General features: G+C 39.4%; 17 protein-coding genes. 14 read left to right on the top strand and 3 right to left on the bottom strand.

Going from position 1 to position 14146, the window contains the following annotated elements; all coding sequences use genetic code 11:
- The first annotated feature begins 157 nt into the window (after positions 1-157).
- The 5 genes from WSC_RS0118210 to WSC_RS0118190 all read left to right on the top strand — a co-directional run bounded on the left by WSC_RS0118210 (position 158) and on the right by WSC_RS0118190 (position 3635).
- Positions 158-436, top strand: coding sequence for a type II toxin-antitoxin system RelE/ParE family toxin (locus tag WSC_RS0118210; protein ID WP_016957388.1), 279 nt, complete (start codon positions 158-160; stop codon positions 434-436).
- Positions 436-729 (top strand): HigA family addiction module antitoxin, encoded by a 294-nt coding sequence (locus tag WSC_RS0118205; RefSeq protein WP_016957387.1) that lies wholly within the window; start codon positions 436-438, stop codon positions 727-729. The genes WSC_RS0118210 and WSC_RS0118205 overlap by 1 nt, the downstream gene beginning before the upstream one ends.
- A gap of 247 nt (positions 730-976) precedes the next feature.
- Positions 977-1846 carry a hypothetical protein gene (locus tag WSC_RS23320; protein WP_016957386.1) on the top strand — a complete coding sequence of 290 codons (870 nt, stop codon included), beginning with the start codon at positions 977-979 and terminating at the stop codon, positions 1844-1846.
- Between the two features lie 324 nt (positions 1847-2170).
- Complete coding sequence (locus WSC_RS0118195; RefSeq protein ID WP_016957385.1) at positions 2171-2887, top strand: phospholipase D family protein; 717 nt, start codon at positions 2171-2173, stop codon at positions 2885-2887.
- A gap of 85 nt (positions 2888-2972) precedes the next feature.
- On the top strand, positions 2973-3635 hold the full coding sequence (locus tag WSC_RS0118190) for a DUF2726 domain-containing protein (protein ID WP_016957384.1): 663 nt from the start codon (positions 2973-2975) through the stop codon (positions 3633-3635).
- Positions 3636-3709: 74 nt separating this feature from the next.
- On the opposite strand, the gene WSC_RS0118185 is transcribed toward WSC_RS0118190, so the two are convergent.
- Both WSC_RS0118185 and WSC_RS0118180 read right to left on the bottom strand, forming a co-directional pair.
- Positions 3710-3964 (bottom strand): Txe/YoeB family addiction module toxin, encoded by a 255-nt coding sequence (locus WSC_RS0118185; RefSeq protein ID WP_016957383.1) that lies wholly within the window; start codon positions 3962-3964, stop codon positions 3710-3712.
- Positions 3961-4212 carry a type II toxin-antitoxin system Phd/YefM family antitoxin gene (locus WSC_RS0118180; protein ID WP_016957382.1) on the bottom strand — a complete coding sequence of 84 codons (252 nt, stop codon included), beginning with the start codon at positions 4210-4212 and terminating at the stop codon, positions 3961-3963. The genes WSC_RS0118185 and WSC_RS0118180 overlap by 4 nt, the downstream gene beginning before the upstream one ends.
- Before the next feature lie 154 nt (positions 4213-4366).
- On the opposite strand from WSC_RS0118180, the gene WSC_RS0118175 reads away from it, so the two are divergent.
- From WSC_RS0118175 to WSC_RS0118135, 9 genes are all read left to right on the top strand, one after another.
- Complete coding sequence (locus WSC_RS0118175) at positions 4367-4966, top strand: LON peptidase substrate-binding domain-containing protein (RefSeq protein WP_016957381.1); 600 nt, start codon at positions 4367-4369, stop codon at positions 4964-4966.
- A gap of 27 nt (positions 4967-4993) precedes the next feature.
- The gene (locus WSC_RS0118170; protein WP_016957380.1) at positions 4994-5623 is read left to right on the top strand and encodes a sigma-70 family RNA polymerase sigma factor; all 630 of its coding nucleotides are present in this window, start codon (positions 4994-4996) and stop codon (positions 5621-5623) included.
- Entirely contained in the window at positions 5620-6294 is a 675-nt protein-coding gene (locus tag WSC_RS0118165) for a ChrR family anti-sigma-E factor (protein ID WP_016957379.1), read from the top strand. The genes WSC_RS0118170 and WSC_RS0118165 overlap by 4 nt, the downstream gene beginning before the upstream one ends.
- A gap of 551 nt (positions 6295-6845) precedes the next feature.
- Entirely contained in the window at positions 6846-7274 is a 429-nt protein-coding gene (locus tag WSC_RS0118160) for a nuclear transport factor 2 family protein (RefSeq protein ID WP_016957378.1), read from the top strand.
- A gap of 270 nt (positions 7275-7544) precedes the next feature.
- The gene (locus tag WSC_RS0118155; protein WP_016957377.1) at positions 7545-8267 is read left to right on the top strand and encodes an SDR family NAD(P)-dependent oxidoreductase; all 723 of its coding nucleotides are present in this window, start codon (positions 7545-7547) and stop codon (positions 8265-8267) included.
- Positions 8267-9574 (top strand): NAD(P)/FAD-dependent oxidoreductase, encoded by a 1308-nt coding sequence (locus WSC_RS0118150; RefSeq protein WP_016957376.1) that lies wholly within the window; start codon positions 8267-8269, stop codon positions 9572-9574. The genes WSC_RS0118155 and WSC_RS0118150 overlap by 1 nt, the downstream gene beginning before the upstream one ends.
- 12 nt (positions 9575-9586) lie before the next feature.
- Positions 9587-10414 (top strand): DUF1365 domain-containing protein, encoded by an 828-nt coding sequence (locus WSC_RS0118145; RefSeq protein ID WP_016957375.1) that lies wholly within the window; start codon positions 9587-9589, stop codon positions 10412-10414.
- Positions 10386-11651: an SAM-dependent methyltransferase gene (locus WSC_RS0118140; RefSeq protein ID WP_016957374.1), complete on the top strand. Its 1266-nt coding sequence runs from the start codon at positions 10386-10388 to the stop codon at positions 11649-11651. Before WSC_RS0118145 ends, WSC_RS0118140 begins: the two co-directional genes overlap by 29 nt.
- On the top strand, positions 11648-12154 hold the full coding sequence (locus tag WSC_RS0118135) for a DUF2878 domain-containing protein (protein WP_016957373.1): 507 nt from the start codon (positions 11648-11650) through the stop codon (positions 12152-12154). Before WSC_RS0118140 ends, WSC_RS0118135 begins: the two co-directional genes overlap by 4 nt.
- Here WSC_RS0118135 and WSC_RS0118130 read toward each other — a convergent pair.
- Positions 12134-14143 (bottom strand): TonB-dependent receptor, encoded by a 2010-nt coding sequence (locus tag WSC_RS0118130; protein WP_016957372.1) that lies wholly within the window; start codon positions 14141-14143, stop codon positions 12134-12136. The two genes, WSC_RS0118135 and WSC_RS0118130, sit on opposite strands and share 21 nt — an antisense overlap.
- Positions 14144-14146: the final 3 nt, after the last annotated feature.

The raw sequence follows: 14146 nt of genomic DNA, 5'->3' as shown, positions 1-14146 counted from the left end.
TAAATGATGGAATAAATGATGGAATAAATGATGGAATAAATGATGGAATAAATGAGCGCGAAATTCCAATTACTCAACAAGTGTGATTGGTAGGATTGTTCTGGTGGGTTTTAAGGTTTTTCTAGACTCATGTTGCGCAACGCGCTACACTCTCTGTATGATTAAATCATTTAGACACAAAGGACTAAAGAAATTCTTTGAAACGGGCAGTAAGGCGGGTATTCAAGCTAAACATGAACGTAAACTAAGAATGCAATTAGCCGCTATTGATACCGCGACCATAATTGATGATATTGATCTTCCAGGGTACAAGTTACATCAACTTAAAGGAGATCGTGACGGCATTTGGTCTATAACGGTAAATGGTAACTGGCGTGTTACGTTCGAATTTATTGACGGAAATGCGTTTATTTTAAATTATGAGGATTATCACTAATGAATATGCATAATCCACCGCATCCGGGTGAATTTATTTCCGATGTATACATGGAACCTTTCGGTTACAGCTGTAGGTTTGTCGCGAAACAGTTAGATGTATCACCTTCAACTCTTAATCGAATTCTTAAAGGCCAGAGTGCAGTTACGCCAGAAATGGCGTTAAGATTGTCTAAAGCTTTGGGCCGAAGCCCAGAAAGTTGGCTGACTATGCAAGATAATTACGATCTTTGGCAAGCTAAACAAAGTGTTAACCTAACTAGGGTGCAGCCTATCAAATTTGCTGTGGCGTAACGGGTATATAAAAATCGCTTTTACAATGGATGTGAAAGTTTTAAACGAGCTTTAAATTGTACTCGCTTTGACGATTGGCTTGGCTTCAGCCAAAAAATTATTATTGCATTTTAGTTAATCTAGGCTTAAGTTTATGAAATTATTAATTTAAAACGTATTGGAATGGTGTTAATAGACTCATTATTGAAAAATTCTATACGCACTTCTAATGATTAAGCTGTTAGCCAATATGAACCAAGGATAAATCATGAGTGATGAAAAATTACAATGCGGAATCGTGATGCCAATCTCAGTGATTGATGGCTGTAGTGAAGCCCATTGGGCTGATGTACTCGAAATTATCAATGAGGCGATTGATGACGCTGGCTTCGATGGTGAGTTGGTAAGCAATGCAGACGATGTTGGAATTATACATAAAAGGATTATTCAGAATTTGTATGAAAATCCGATAGTTGTATGTGATGTGAGTGGAAAAAATCCAAATGTTATGTTCGAACTTGGGATGAGATTAGCATTCGACAAGCCAACCATAATTATTAAAGATGACAAAACAACATATTCATTTGATACATCAGCTATCGAGCATATTGAATATCCAAGGGATTTGAGATTTACGAAGGTAGTTGAATTCAAGAAAAAACTGTCAGACAAACTAAAGGCAACATACAAAAAATCTACTGAAGACGAAAATTATACAACCTTTCTCAAGCACTTTGGCGAATTTAAGGTTGCCAAAATAGACCAAAAAGAAGTTTCCGGACAAGAGTTTATTATCGAAGAATTAAAAAGCATGAGGAGATCGATAAATAGACTAGATCGAATGGGGCGCACGAGAAGTGAATTTGATAATTTCATGGGTGATTCGGATATAGACATTTGCCTTGGCAGAGAATCTTCAACAAAAGTTAATCAGGCTATGGAGCTTCTTATTAATCATCCAGCAGTTAAAAATCCAGGACTTGTTGAGAGAGGCGAAGATCATTACCACCTGGTTGGAACCACCAAGGGCAATGTGGATAGCATGGAAATAGAAAGGGAAATAATAGAATCGATCGGAATTGAAAATGCAAAAGCAAAAAATTTGAGAAAACGAATAGTCCCTAAAAACAATGGCTAACAAGGCGCTGCAAGGGAGTTAACTTAGCGCCTTCAGCGCCGGACGCAGCATAGCTGAGTCGGTTATTGAGGCGTTAAATTTTTATTCCGTATTTAAATTGAGTCCCCTAACTAGCTTTAGCCGGCATTAAATATCCTAGAGCCCAACTTTCGCGTGAGGCACTTAGCTTATATTTTTCTAACTGGGTACTATTAAATGAAGCTACTTCATCAAACTAGCAAAACCCCTTTGCCAGCGATTAATTTAAGCAATACAATACTTTACACTTTGGGAATTATTCAAATCCAAACCAGCTAAATATCACGGATATCAAGGAGATTAGATATGGCTAAATTTTTAAATACCAGTGCAACAAATTATTACCTTGAAGAGCTAATAAAAAACGCACAAGACAAACTTATTCTTATCAGCCCATTTTTAAAATTAAACGATCGCATTAAAGAACTGCTCGAAGACAAAAATCGTCTTAAAATTGATGTTCGCATTGTTTATGGCAAAAGTGAGTTGCAACCAGAGGAAATTAACTGGTTGAAAGAGTTAACTTTTGTTCGTACTAGCTTTTGCAAAAACTTGCATGCTAAATGTTATATCAACGAAGAGTCTTGCATTATTACCAGCCTAAATTTGTACGAATTTAGCCAAGTTAATAATAACGAAATGGGCATTTTTGTATCGCGCGCTGACGACGAAGAAATTTATCGCGACGCAGTAGACGAAGCCCAACGTATTATTCGTATCAGCGACGAAATTCGTATCTCGTTAGAAAAGGTTAAACCATCAGAAGAGCTAGCCAACGCAGTTGAGAAAACTGAGCAAACCGAAGAGCCAGCAGCAGATAAGCTTTCGTCTTCCAAGTTGGCTAAACAACTTGGCTTAAAAACAGGCGATTTTTTAGATAAATGCATTGAGCTAGGTTATTTAACCTTAGCGGATGATAAACACCAATTAACTGATCAAGGCAAAGTTGCAGGTGGCGAATTTAAATTTAGTAAACGCTTTGGCGCATATTTTATTTGGCCAAGTAATTTGTCGGTGGGTTAATCTGATAGCCGCGTTGTTTGGGGTTATCTGCCCTAAACAACACTTTGGTGCAATTGAGCTTGCAAGTTAGTTTTAAGGAAGAAACATGAGTTGGTCACTTATCTTATTATTCATCATTCTGTGCATTGTTTATGGCATATTGTTGGGCTTTTTAAACAGAGGTAGACGTTATCGTTATACCAAAATTGGCCCCTTATTTACTGCTGCAGAAAGGTCGTTTTTAGGTGCGTTACAACTTGCATGCCCAAGCCATGTTGTAGTTATGGGCAAAGTACGAATTGCCGATGTGTTAAAGCCAGCCAAAGGATTAGGACGCAAGCATTGGCAAATAGCTTTTAATAAAATATCAGCCAAACATTTTGATTTTGTTTTATGCGATGCCAATGATTTGTCTGTTATCGCAGTAATTGAATTGGATGACGCTTCGCATAAAAAAGCTAAAACCCACTTGCGTGATGTATTTGTAGAATCAGCTTGCGAGTCTGCTGGCTTAAAACTTCATAGATTTAAAGCTAGAGCTAAGTATGCAGTGGATGACATTCGCAACCAACTATTTGTTGCTGAAGAGTCAGTAGTTACCCCAATGGCAACTGATGTTCAACAGCCTTCCTTTGATAGCCCAAGCAATAAAACTTGCCCAAAATGCCAGTCGCAGTTAATTACTAAAACTGCTCAGCGTGGCAAAAATAAAGGTAATGAATTTTTGGCTTGTAGTGCCTTTCCAGCTTGTCGGTATATCGATTCATAAAAGTAATTTAAAATTTACTTTTATCGGCTTTAAATTAGTTTCTATTGTAAAAGTAAACTCTATTTTACTTTTGTTTAATAGTGGTAACGCAGTTGTGCTATCAAAATTGTTTCGTTTTGATATTTATAAACAATTCTGTGCTCATCATTAATTCTTCTAGACCAATAACCTGAAAGGCCATGTTTCAATGGCTCTGGCTTTCCGATACCTTCATATGGTTCACGTTGAATGTCTTTTATAAGCGTGTTTATTCTTTTGAGTATCTTTTTGTCGGTACTTTGCCAGTATAAATATTGTTCCCAAGCTGTTGTCGAAAACGTTAATTTCACTCAATTAATTCTCTTTCTGTACCATTACCAGCTTCCAACTCAGCAATAGATTCTAAAAGCGCTCTAGCGTTGGCTGGCGATCTTAATAAGTATGTTGTTTCTTGCATTGCTTCGAAATCTTCTAAAGACATCATTACAACTGGGCTTTCGCTTTTTCGGGTAATTATTACTGGTGCATGATCTGCGCAAACTTTTTCCATTGTTTTTGCTAGGTTTGCTCGTGCTGTGGTGTAGCTAATCGCATCCATAAAAATATCCTGTACTTAATTCTGTACCACTGAGTGTAATTAAACATAACAAACAAATCAATAAGGGTTAAAAAGTTTGGCTGCTTTTGTTTTACTGATCCCTTTTTATTCACCCTTCGTAAATTAACACATCTATCCACAATTAAGTTTTTGTATGCAATTAGGTGTGTTTCCATTGCCTTTGGTTTTATTTCCTAAAGGCGTTACTCAGTTAAAAATATTCGAGCCTAGGTATTTGCGTTTAGTTAAGCAGGCGGCGAGTGGGCAGGGTTTTGTGTTGTCTACTTATTTGCCGGATGCTGATTTTAATACGTCAAAACTTGGGGCTTGGGTTGATATTGTCGACTTTGCCCAACGTGACGACGGCTTATTAATTATTGATATTTGTACGCGTGAGTTGGTGGAAATTTCTGATATTAAAGTTGAGGACGACGGTTTACGTGTTGCCAAAGTTCAGCCAGTAAACCATTGGCCGCAGGCAGATTTGTGCAGTAAATCGCGCAAGTTGTCACTTGCTCTACAAGAAATTCACCGCAGTATGCCTGAGTACGCCAAAATGTATGCAAAACCTGAATTTGATAATCCTACCTGGGTATGCGCACGTTTTATTGAGCTTTTACCCTTGCCAGTTGAAAAAAAGCTTGAATTTTTATTGCCTAACAGTTTTGATGATTGCTTGTCGTTTTTAGCCACTATAATTAATGGTGAAAACAAAAGTGATCCAATTACTGAGCACCCGCGTAAATACAGCTAAACGTGAGTCGATTGGTGATAATTTTTTATGCTGCAAACATCAAATGGCAATATGAATCAAAGCCAAGTGGAAAACAAAAGGTCGATGCTTACACCAGAGCAGTCGGCTGAACTCAAACAATGGTTAATTGCTGTTGCGCTTAAGCGCGACAAAAAAAGCTTTGCGCTGCTGTTTAAAAGCTTTGCGCCCAAAATTAAAAGCTTTGGTTTTAAGCAGTTTAATTCGGAGGCGTTAGCTAACGATTTATTGCAAGAAACTATGTCGCTTGTATGGCGCAAAGCGCATCTATATAACGCCGACAAAGGTGCGGTTACCACTTGGGTGTATACCATTATGCGTAATTTGTCGTTTGATATGTTGCGCAAAATGCAAACCAATAAAGAAGATTGTTTAAGTGACGATATTTGGCCAATTGTCGACGCACACGCAGCCGATGTTGACACCGAAGAATTTGCCGACCATTTACTTAAACAACAACTTGCCAAATATGCTGATGCTTTACCAGAGGCGCAAAAGCAGGTGGTACGCGGCGTTTATTTTAATGAGTTAACTCAAGAGGAGTTGGCACAGCAGTTAAATATTCCGCTTGGTACGGTTAAATCGCGTTTGCGTTTGGCCTTGGGTAAACTTAGACAACAAATTGAGGAAAACTCATGATTAAGCATCATCCAAAACATGAGTTGTTGGCTGCGTTTGTGGCTGGCGAACTTCCAGCAGCTTTAAATATTGCTATTTCTGCTCACGTTGAATTATGTGACGAGTGCCAACAGGCCATTACTTTGTTAACTCAAGCAAAAGCTGATGAGGTTTTTAGCATTGAAGACGAGTCGGTTTTTAATAATGTTGAAGTGGATTTAGACGACGACTTTGAAGATTTAATGATTGCGCAAATTACCAGTCAAAAAGGTGATTATGTAGATGAAGAACCAACTGTTTGCACAGTTGAGTACGCTGGTAAGCAGGTTAATTTGCCGCGCGCGCTAAATTCAGTTAATTGGGCTAAGTTTCAAGGTGTGGGTAAGCTTTCTCGTGCTCGCTTAGATTTAGATGAAGGAACTGTGCGCAGTTATTTGTTGCAAATTGGCGCGGGTGGCAGTGTGCCTATGCATACGCACAAGGGTTATGAGGTAACTGTGTTGTTAGATGGCTCGTTCGAGGATGAGATGTGCAGTTATTCTAAAGGCGACTTTATTTGGTTGGATCAGAGTTTTACCCATAGTCCTGTGTCTAACGATGGGTGTTTGTGTTTAACTGTTGCGGATGATGCGCCGGTATTTACCCAAGGTTTGTCGAAGTTGCTTAATCCGATAGGAAGGTTTATTTATTAGGTCAATGCTAGCCCGTTCAGGTTTGCCTTAGACCATGGTTTTCGAAAAAACGCTACGAGTACGTCCATGTAAGCTCGCAAACGGCGTCAATGCCGATTGAAGTTTTTCTCAAACCATCGCTCTAATGCGAACCTTCACTATGTGTTCTAGTTTAGCGCTATAGTGGTAGATCGTTCAGGTTGACCTTAGACCATGGTTTTCGAAAAAACGCTACGAGTACGTCCTTGTCAGCTCGCAAACGGCATCCATGCCGATTGAAGTTTTTCTCAAACCATTGCTCTAATGCTAACCTTCGCTTTGAGTGTTATTCCTTTTATGGCATTCAATGTTATTGAGGATTTGCAGGCAACTGAAAGCTGAGAGCGTGAAAGCAATAATGAGAGCAAAGTCTCTTTTTCAGGGATGAAAAAGCGAAGCGTATAGGGATATATTCACAGCGTCTTTGTGACGATTATGCTTTGATGCTCCGGAAATCAACAACGAAGCCATTTACCCCGGGGTTCTATTACATGCAGCGTTGGTAAAGCTAATTACGTTATTTTAGGTGGATTATGGACAAGAACTTGGTTGAGAATTTTGTAAAAGTTTATCAGTCATTATCAAAGGATAACCTAGAAACCTTGGCGGATATTTACGATGCCAAGGTTATGTTTCAAGACCCGCTGCATATTATTTCGGGTCTTGAAAACCTCACTCAATACTTCGCTAATATGTATGAAAACGTGCAGTCTTGCCGGTTTGAAATTGAATCAAGCCACTTCGCTGAGCAGCAGATTTTTTTGTATTGGACCATGCATTTCCAACACCCCAAACTTAAAAAGGGCCAAACCATTTTAGTTGAAGGGCATTCTCGGCTTAAGTTCGTCGGCAATAAGGTTATTTGCCATCGCGACTACTTTGATGTCGGCGCTATGTTGTATGAGCATGTACCAATTTTAGGTGGTTTTGTCCGTAGCATAAAAAATAGAGCTGCGGTTTAAATCTTTATTTGATCTAAATTCTAACCCCCATCGTATCAACCTATTATTTAGCATAACCTGAACTCGGGATAACAAGTTAGCTGGCGCACTGAATCTATTAAACAATAGAATTATTCCAGTTCTAGTGTGATATTTTTTCTTAGGACAAGGCGAATTTGCGTACGTAATAGCTGGCTATTACTAGCGAATTCAACGTAGTTATAAGGAAAAATAGCCGCTAGAAAGCAATTTGTTATCCCGAGTTCAGGTTATATATCAGGTAGGTGTAGGTTGAAATCTATATTAATCACTGGTGCATCATCAGGCATTGGTAAAGCACTGGCTTTGCATTACGCTGAACAGGGCAACGAGGTGTTCGCTGGTGGCCGTAACAAACAAAGGTTAGTTGAGCTTTGTTTGCACCGCCCAAACCTTCATCCTTTTGTCTGTGATTTAACCAACAGTAAAGAGATTAAATCAGCTACTGATAATTTATCTCTACTTGATATTGTTATTTTAAACGCGGGCAGTTGCGAGTATATCGACAACCCAATGCAATTTGATGGTGAGTTATTTGCGCGGGTTATCAATACAAACTTAATTTCTGTTGGGTATTGCTTACAACACCTATTGCCACTGATTAAAAAAGGTGGTCAACTTGTGTTGGTAAGTTCTAGCGCGCAGTTTTTACCTTTTCCAAGGGCAACCGCTTATGGTAGCTCTAAAGCTGCTTTAACCTATTTGGCGCGTACTCTAGAAATAGAACTAAAACCACATGGCATAGGCGTTAGTGTGGTTCACCCTGGGTTTGTTGAAACACCACTTACTGCAAAAAATGATTTTGATATGCCAGGCATTATCTCGGCAGAACAAGCTGCACAAGCTATAGTTAAAGGTATAGCTGCTGGCAAAGCTGAGATTAATTTTCCATTCGCTTTTATTTGTTTTCTTAAGTTTTTTACTCTGTTGCCGCGTTTTGTATGGCAAAAAGTCGCTCAAAGGATGACTGTTTAATGAATCAAGCTTCTCGTAAGAATGTTGCTATTATCGGCTCAGGTATTTCTGGTTTAACTGCCGCTTATTTAATTAGCCAAAAGCACCAAGTTACTGTGTTTGAGCAAAACGATTATATTGGTGGCCACACTGCAACTAAAGAAATTGAATACCAAGGCGAAAAACATGCGATAGACACAGGTTTTATCGTGTTTAACGACCGTACATATCCAAATTTTTTAAAGCTGCTGAGTAAATTGGGTGTAGGTAAACAGCCTACTGAAATGAGTTTTAGTGTAACGAATCATTTTAATGGGCTTGAGTACAATGGTAATAATTTAAACAGTTTGTTTGCCCAGCGTCGTAATATTTTAAATCCTAAATTTTGGTGTTTGCTTAAACAAATAGTGCGCTTTAACAAACAGTGCAAACGCTTGTATGCCGGCTTAGATGAAGGGAGCGAGTTGCCGCTTGATCATACCTTAGGCGAGTTTTTACAAGACAACCATTTTTCTGACTACTTTAAACAAAACTACATTTTGCCTATGGGCGCGGCTATTTGGTCTACTAGCTTAGTTAAAATGGAAGCTTTTCCGCTGCGCTTTTTTGTTCAGTTTTTTTATAACCATGGTTTGTTGAATATACAAGACCGACCACAGTGGTATGTTATTCCAGGTGGTTCGTACCAATATATTCAGCCCCTTATTCAAGGTTTTAAAGACAATATTAAGCTAAACGCGGGTATTAAATCTGTTCGTCGTAATTTTGATAAAAACGAGCAGGGCGTTGAAATTGTGTTTAATTCGGGCGAGGTGCAACACTTCGATGAAGTGGTGCTGGCTTGCCATTCTGATCAAGCTTTGGCTTTGTTAGAAGATGCAACGGTTGCTGAGCAACAAGTGTTATCCGACATTCCATATAGTGCTAATCAAGTCGTGTTACATACAGATACTTCGTTGTTGCCTGAGCGCAAATTAGCCTGGGCTAGTTGGAATTATCAAATTGGTTTATCCAGCATTGAAAGCGAGTTTAATCGCCCAGCTTGTGTTACCTACAACATGAATATTTTGCAGGGGCTAAAATCTAAACACACTTTTTGTGTCACCCTTAATCAAACTGAGCAAATTGACCCAAACAAAATTATTCAGCAGTTTGTTTATCATCACCCCGTATTTAATCAAACCAGTATTGCCGCACAGGCTCGCCGCAGTGAAATTTGTGGGCAAAACCATACCCATTTTGCTGGTGCATATTGGTTTAATGGTTTTCATGAAGACGGTGTTAAAAGTGCGTTGGCCGTGGCCGAGCGTTTTGGTGTGAGTTTATGATGGTAAGTGTTTATGTTGCTTAAATCAGGCTTGTACTCAGGCTTTGTTCGCCACCGCCGCTTTAATAAAGCTAAACATGAGTTTAGTTATCAATTGTCTATGTTCGCGCTTGATTTAGATGAATTGGATTTAATAGCGGATGAGCAATTTTGGTTTGGCAGACGTTGGTTTAACCCTGTGCGTTTTAAGCAATCAGACTATGTAAAACTGGCTCATTCAGATGCGCAAATTAAAACTGAACCATTGGCCCTGAAACAACGTATTAAACAGAAAGTTGCAGAGTTAGGCGGCACTTGGTCGGGCGATAAAGTGGTGATGTTGGCGCAGTGTCGTGGTTTAGGTTTGTATTTTAGCCCAGTTAATTTTTATTTTTGTTATGAGGGCGAAAACCTCACATGGATGTTAGCTGAGGTAAGCAATACCCCGTGGAACGAACGCCATTTTTATTTGGTGGATATGAAAAACTTGCAAGACACCGACAAGTGTTTTCATGTGTCACCTTTTATGAACCTTGATATGCGTTACGTGTGGCGAATTAATTTAAGCAAAGGCAAAGCCTTAGTGCATATAGAAAATCATGCGCAAGGCCATGAAGATGCAGCCGATGGCACTAAGTTGTTTGATGCGACTATGAGCCTAAAACAAACGGAAGTATCTGCGGTTAAATTATTACAAGCGGCGATAGCCGTGCCATTAATGCCGTTAAAAATTGTAAGTGCTATTTATTGGCAAGCATTAAAACTGCTTATTAAACGTGTACCTTTTGTACCTTATCAAAGCTGTGTATCTAATAAAAGACGAGGAGAAGCAAGTGGAGCGAGCGCACAATCTAAATATTAAAGCGGCTGATTCTAGCTTTGAACAAGGCCAAACTTTGGCGGGTTTAACCGGCTTGTCTTGGTTTAACTTAAAATGCCGCAAGCTGGTATTTTCAACTTTAAACACAATGCAAGCAGCTGGTTTGGTAATTGAAGAAGGCTCTGAGCGTATTTGTTTGGGGAACCAAAACAGTGATTTAGTCGCAAGCATTCGTATTTTAGACGCTACTTGTTATATGGATTTTGTCACAGGCGGCAGTATTGGCGCATCAGAAGCTTTTATTGAGCATAAATGGACTAGTAACGATTTAACTAAAGTTATTCAGGTGTTTGCTCGATGCCAGCAAGAGCTTGACCAGCTAGAAGGCAAGTCATCTCTCTTAAATAAAATTCAAAACAAAATTCTAAGTTGGAAAAATTCTAACACCCAAGCAGGGTCGAAACGCAATATCCTCGCGCATTACGATCTAGGTAATGATTTATATACCCGCTTTTTAGACGATAAAATGATGTACTCAGCGGCGATTTATCCAACCGCAAACACTAGTTTATCTGAAGCTCAAAACGCTAAGCTTAAAACCATTTGCGATAAGCTTGAGTTAACCGAGCAAGACCATTTAATTGAGATAGGTACAGGTTGGGGCGGTTTAGCTATTTTTGCTGCGCAAAACTATGGTTGTAAAGTAACCACAACCACCATTTCAGACGCACAATTTGCTTACGCTCAAAACAAAGTTGCTGAGCTGGGGTTATCCAAACAAATTACTTTGCTTAAACAAGACTATCGTTTGTTAGAAGGCAAGTTTGATAAGCTAGTTTCAATTGAAATGATTGAAGCAGTAGGGCATGAGTTTTTACCAACCTTTTTTAAAAAGTGTAACGACTTGCTAAAACCGAACGGCAGAATGTTATTGCAGGCGATAACCATTGCCGACCAGCGATATGATCACTACCGCAAAAATGTCGATTTTATTCAAAAGTATATTTTCCCCGGAGGCTGTTTACCTTCAGTATCTGTAATTGCCCAGCAGTTTGCTAAGTCCACCAATATGGTGATTGATAATGTGCAAGACATAGGTTTGGATTACGCCAAAACCTTAGCAGACTGGCGCGATAACTTTGAAGCGAATTGGCAAGAAATTGAACGCTTTGGTTACGACAACAAGTTTAAACGCTTGTGGTTGTATTATTTGGCTTATTGTGAGGGAGCCTTCCTTGAACGTGTGATTTCTACTCACCATATCTTAGCAAGAAAGTGAAAAAATTCTGGCTAGTTAACTTAGTTCTATTTCAACTTTGTTGGTTGTTGGCCGCTTTTTATCAGCAGCAGGCTGTTGTTTTTATGCTGCTGATAATCATTCTGCACTTCGTTTTATCACCAACAAAAAAATTAGATTTTAAAGTGCTGCCTGTGGCGCTTGCGGGCATGTTAATCGACCAAATATTAATGCAATTTGCGGTGGTGCAGTTTGTTGGTGAACCTACCGTTATACCAATTTGGTTAATGTCACTTTGGGTGATTTTTAGTTTTTGTTTAAACCATAGTTTGAATTGGTTGAACCATATTCAAGTTAAGTACGTAGTTTTGTTAGGAGCAACCTTTGGCCCAATCAGCTATTTTGGTGGTTTATCGCTTGGCGCGTTTGAGACCAGCACATCTCAAAACGTGTTTTTGCTTACCTATGCAGCTGTTTGGGCCATCTTTTTGCCTTTAAGTCGGTTTTATTGCCAACGTTTTATCTTAGAAAGTAAATCGTGCTGAAATAGACGCATTACGGCCATCACCCGGTGAATGAATAGTGCCGCTGCCGTCGCTGCTAAAGTCGTAGACGTATTCGTAATATTGGTCAAACAGATTATTTAGGTTCAGGCTGATGTCCAAATTATCCAATGTGTAATTAAAACTCATATGGGCTAATGTGTAGTCGCCGTATTGTCCACCTTCATTCGCTTCGTTTACGTAATAATCGCCTTGGCTATCAATATGTAACGATGCTTTAAACTGGTCTGTGATATAAGCATCTACACCAACTGAGGCTGTATACTCTGGAATACTTCTAAGCTCGTTGCCAATATTGCTCGTGCCAGCTTCGCCCGGGTTAACAATTTTTGTGTCAACCAGCGAGTAGTTAGCCCAAATACTCAAGTTGTCAGTTATTGGGTAAGACGCTGCTAATTCCCAGCCGCTGCGCTCAGTTTTACCTACGTTTACTGATGTGCCATCCACCAATACAAACTCGTCTTTGGCGTTTTGTTGCCAGCTTGATAATCTGATATTTAAGCCTGTAATTGGACTAAATGAGGTGCCAGCTTCCCAACCAACATTTTTTGAAACATCGCGACTGTTTACATCACCAGCTGTGTACAAAGATGAACCATATGGATGTTGGAATGATTCACCAAAGTTAAAGAATAATTGCCAGTTTGGCGCCGCTTGGTAAAAAAGATTTAGTTTCGGCTGCACAATCCAGCCGAAATCGTAAATGTCGCGTTTGTTTTGTGTGCCATCTGCTGCAATTTGGACAAAATCGCCAGCTAATTTGTCTGCTCTAATGCCAAAATTCCATTTTAAATTGTCGGTTAGCTGGTTTTCTACTGAGGTAAAGACGCCTGTGCTGTCTAGGCTGTAATCATAGTTGCGGATTACGTTGCTGGTGTCGCGAATACGGCTTTGTCCTGTTGTACCAAATCTTTGTTCTATTACATTTTCTTGTTGGTGCGATAAACCAGCGGTTAACGTCCAAGCTGAATTTATTTGATATTGCGCATTTAAATTTAAGCCGGTTTGTTGTTGGTCGTCATATCTATTTTGCAGAGAACCTGCTTGGCTAAAACGCACCCAGCGTTCACGTTCAAAAGTTTGCCAATAGGCATTTGCATCAATTTTTACCTGTTCGAATTGACTGTTTAAATGAATGCTATTGTGAACCGTTGTTTTATCGCCGCCATCCTCGCTTGCATAACTGGCTGATGATGTTGGGTTGGTACGTGCGGCTTCTTTAGATAAATAGCCAGGTGCGTCAGCATCAAAATGCGCATAACGACTGATAAAACCTAGTTTTGTATCTGCATTTATTTGATAAAACCATTTACCAGCAATGGCATAACGCTCTAAATCAGTGTTGTCGCGATAACCTTCACTTTGTCGGTAACCTAATGAATAGTTATGGGTTAATTTGCCTGTTTGCTGACCTGTGTAAGCTTGTAGTTCTGTGGTGTTATAGCTGCCATATGTGGCTTCTATCTGGGTTGTGTCTACATCACTGCGGCTGTTTATTTGGTAGTTGCCGGCAATATTAAAAAGCCCATAACGAACATCGCTAGTGCCTTTAAATGCTTGAATTGAGTCGATACCTAAAGAAAATATCTGATCCATTTCGGCGTAGCCTTGATGCAGGTTTGTCGCTATACCATCAATTATTAGTTTTGCATGTGGCGAGCCGCCATCACCATCAAACCCCCTGATAGATAAATCAGCATTTATCGGCCCTTGGTTGTAGCGTGAAAGTGAAATGCCCGGCAGTTTAGTAAACAATTCAACATTGTCGTCTACATGTAAATCTAACAACTGATCGCGGCCAATTATCTCGTAGCTGCCAGCTAAATTGTTTGGTTTGGCACCTTGGTATTTACCAATAACCACTATGTTTTCGGTTGTGTCATTGGCGCTTTGTGCAATTGCTTGCTGTGATAAAAATGCAGCCGATATCGCTAAACTAACCTGAGAAATTTTATATTTGTTAAACAACATTTT

This window comes from Catenovulum agarivorans YM01, from assembly GCF_000281085.1.
Taxonomy (GTDB): Bacteria; Pseudomonadota; Gammaproteobacteria; order Enterobacterales; family Alteromonadaceae; genus Catenovulum; species Catenovulum agarivorans.
The sequence above is the reverse complement of the archived record's forward strand: the minus strand, read 5'-3'. Positions and strand labels throughout refer to the sequence as shown.

Excerpts from the sequence above, each read along its gene's own strand:
- WSC_RS0118165 (WP_016957379.1), top strand. The coding sequence starts at position 5,620 with ATGATTAAGCATCATCCAAAACATGAGTTGTTGGCTGCGTTTGTGGCT.
- WSC_RS0118130 (WP_016957372.1), bottom strand. The coding sequence starts at position 14,143 with ATGTTGTTTAACAAATATAAAATTTCTCAGGTTAGTTTAGCGATATCG.
- WSC_RS0118160 (WP_016957378.1), top strand. The coding sequence starts at position 6,846 with ATGGACAAGAACTTGGTTGAGAATTTTGTAAAAGTTTATCAGTCATTA.
- WSC_RS0118195 (WP_016957385.1), top strand. The coding sequence starts at position 2,171 with ATGGCTAAATTTTTAAATACCAGTGCAACAAATTATTACCTTGAAGAG.
- WSC_RS0118210 (WP_016957388.1), top strand. The coding sequence starts at position 158 with ATGATTAAATCATTTAGACACAAAGGACTAAAGAAATTCTTTGAAACG.
- WSC_RS23320 (WP_016957386.1), top strand. The coding sequence starts at position 977 with ATGAGTGATGAAAAATTACAATGCGGAATCGTGATGCCAATCTCAGTG.
- WSC_RS0118190 (WP_016957384.1), top strand. The coding sequence starts at position 2,973 with ATGAGTTGGTCACTTATCTTATTATTCATCATTCTGTGCATTGTTTAT.
- WSC_RS0118145 (WP_016957375.1), top strand. The coding sequence starts at position 9,587 with ATGTTGCTTAAATCAGGCTTGTACTCAGGCTTTGTTCGCCACCGCCGC.
- WSC_RS0118150 (WP_016957376.1), top strand. The coding sequence starts at position 8,267 with ATGAATCAAGCTTCTCGTAAGAATGTTGCTATTATCGGCTCAGGTATT.
- WSC_RS0118180 (WP_016957382.1), bottom strand. The coding sequence starts at position 4,212 with ATGGATGCGATTAGCTACACCACAGCACGAGCAAACCTAGCAAAAACA.
- WSC_RS0118170 (WP_016957380.1), top strand. The coding sequence starts at position 4,994 with ATGCTGCAAACATCAAATGGCAATATGAATCAAAGCCAAGTGGAAAAC.
- WSC_RS0118175 (WP_016957381.1), top strand. The coding sequence starts at position 4,367 with ATGCAATTAGGTGTGTTTCCATTGCCTTTGGTTTTATTTCCTAAAGGC.
- WSC_RS0118205 (WP_016957387.1), top strand. The coding sequence starts at position 436 with ATGAATATGCATAATCCACCGCATCCGGGTGAATTTATTTCCGATGTA.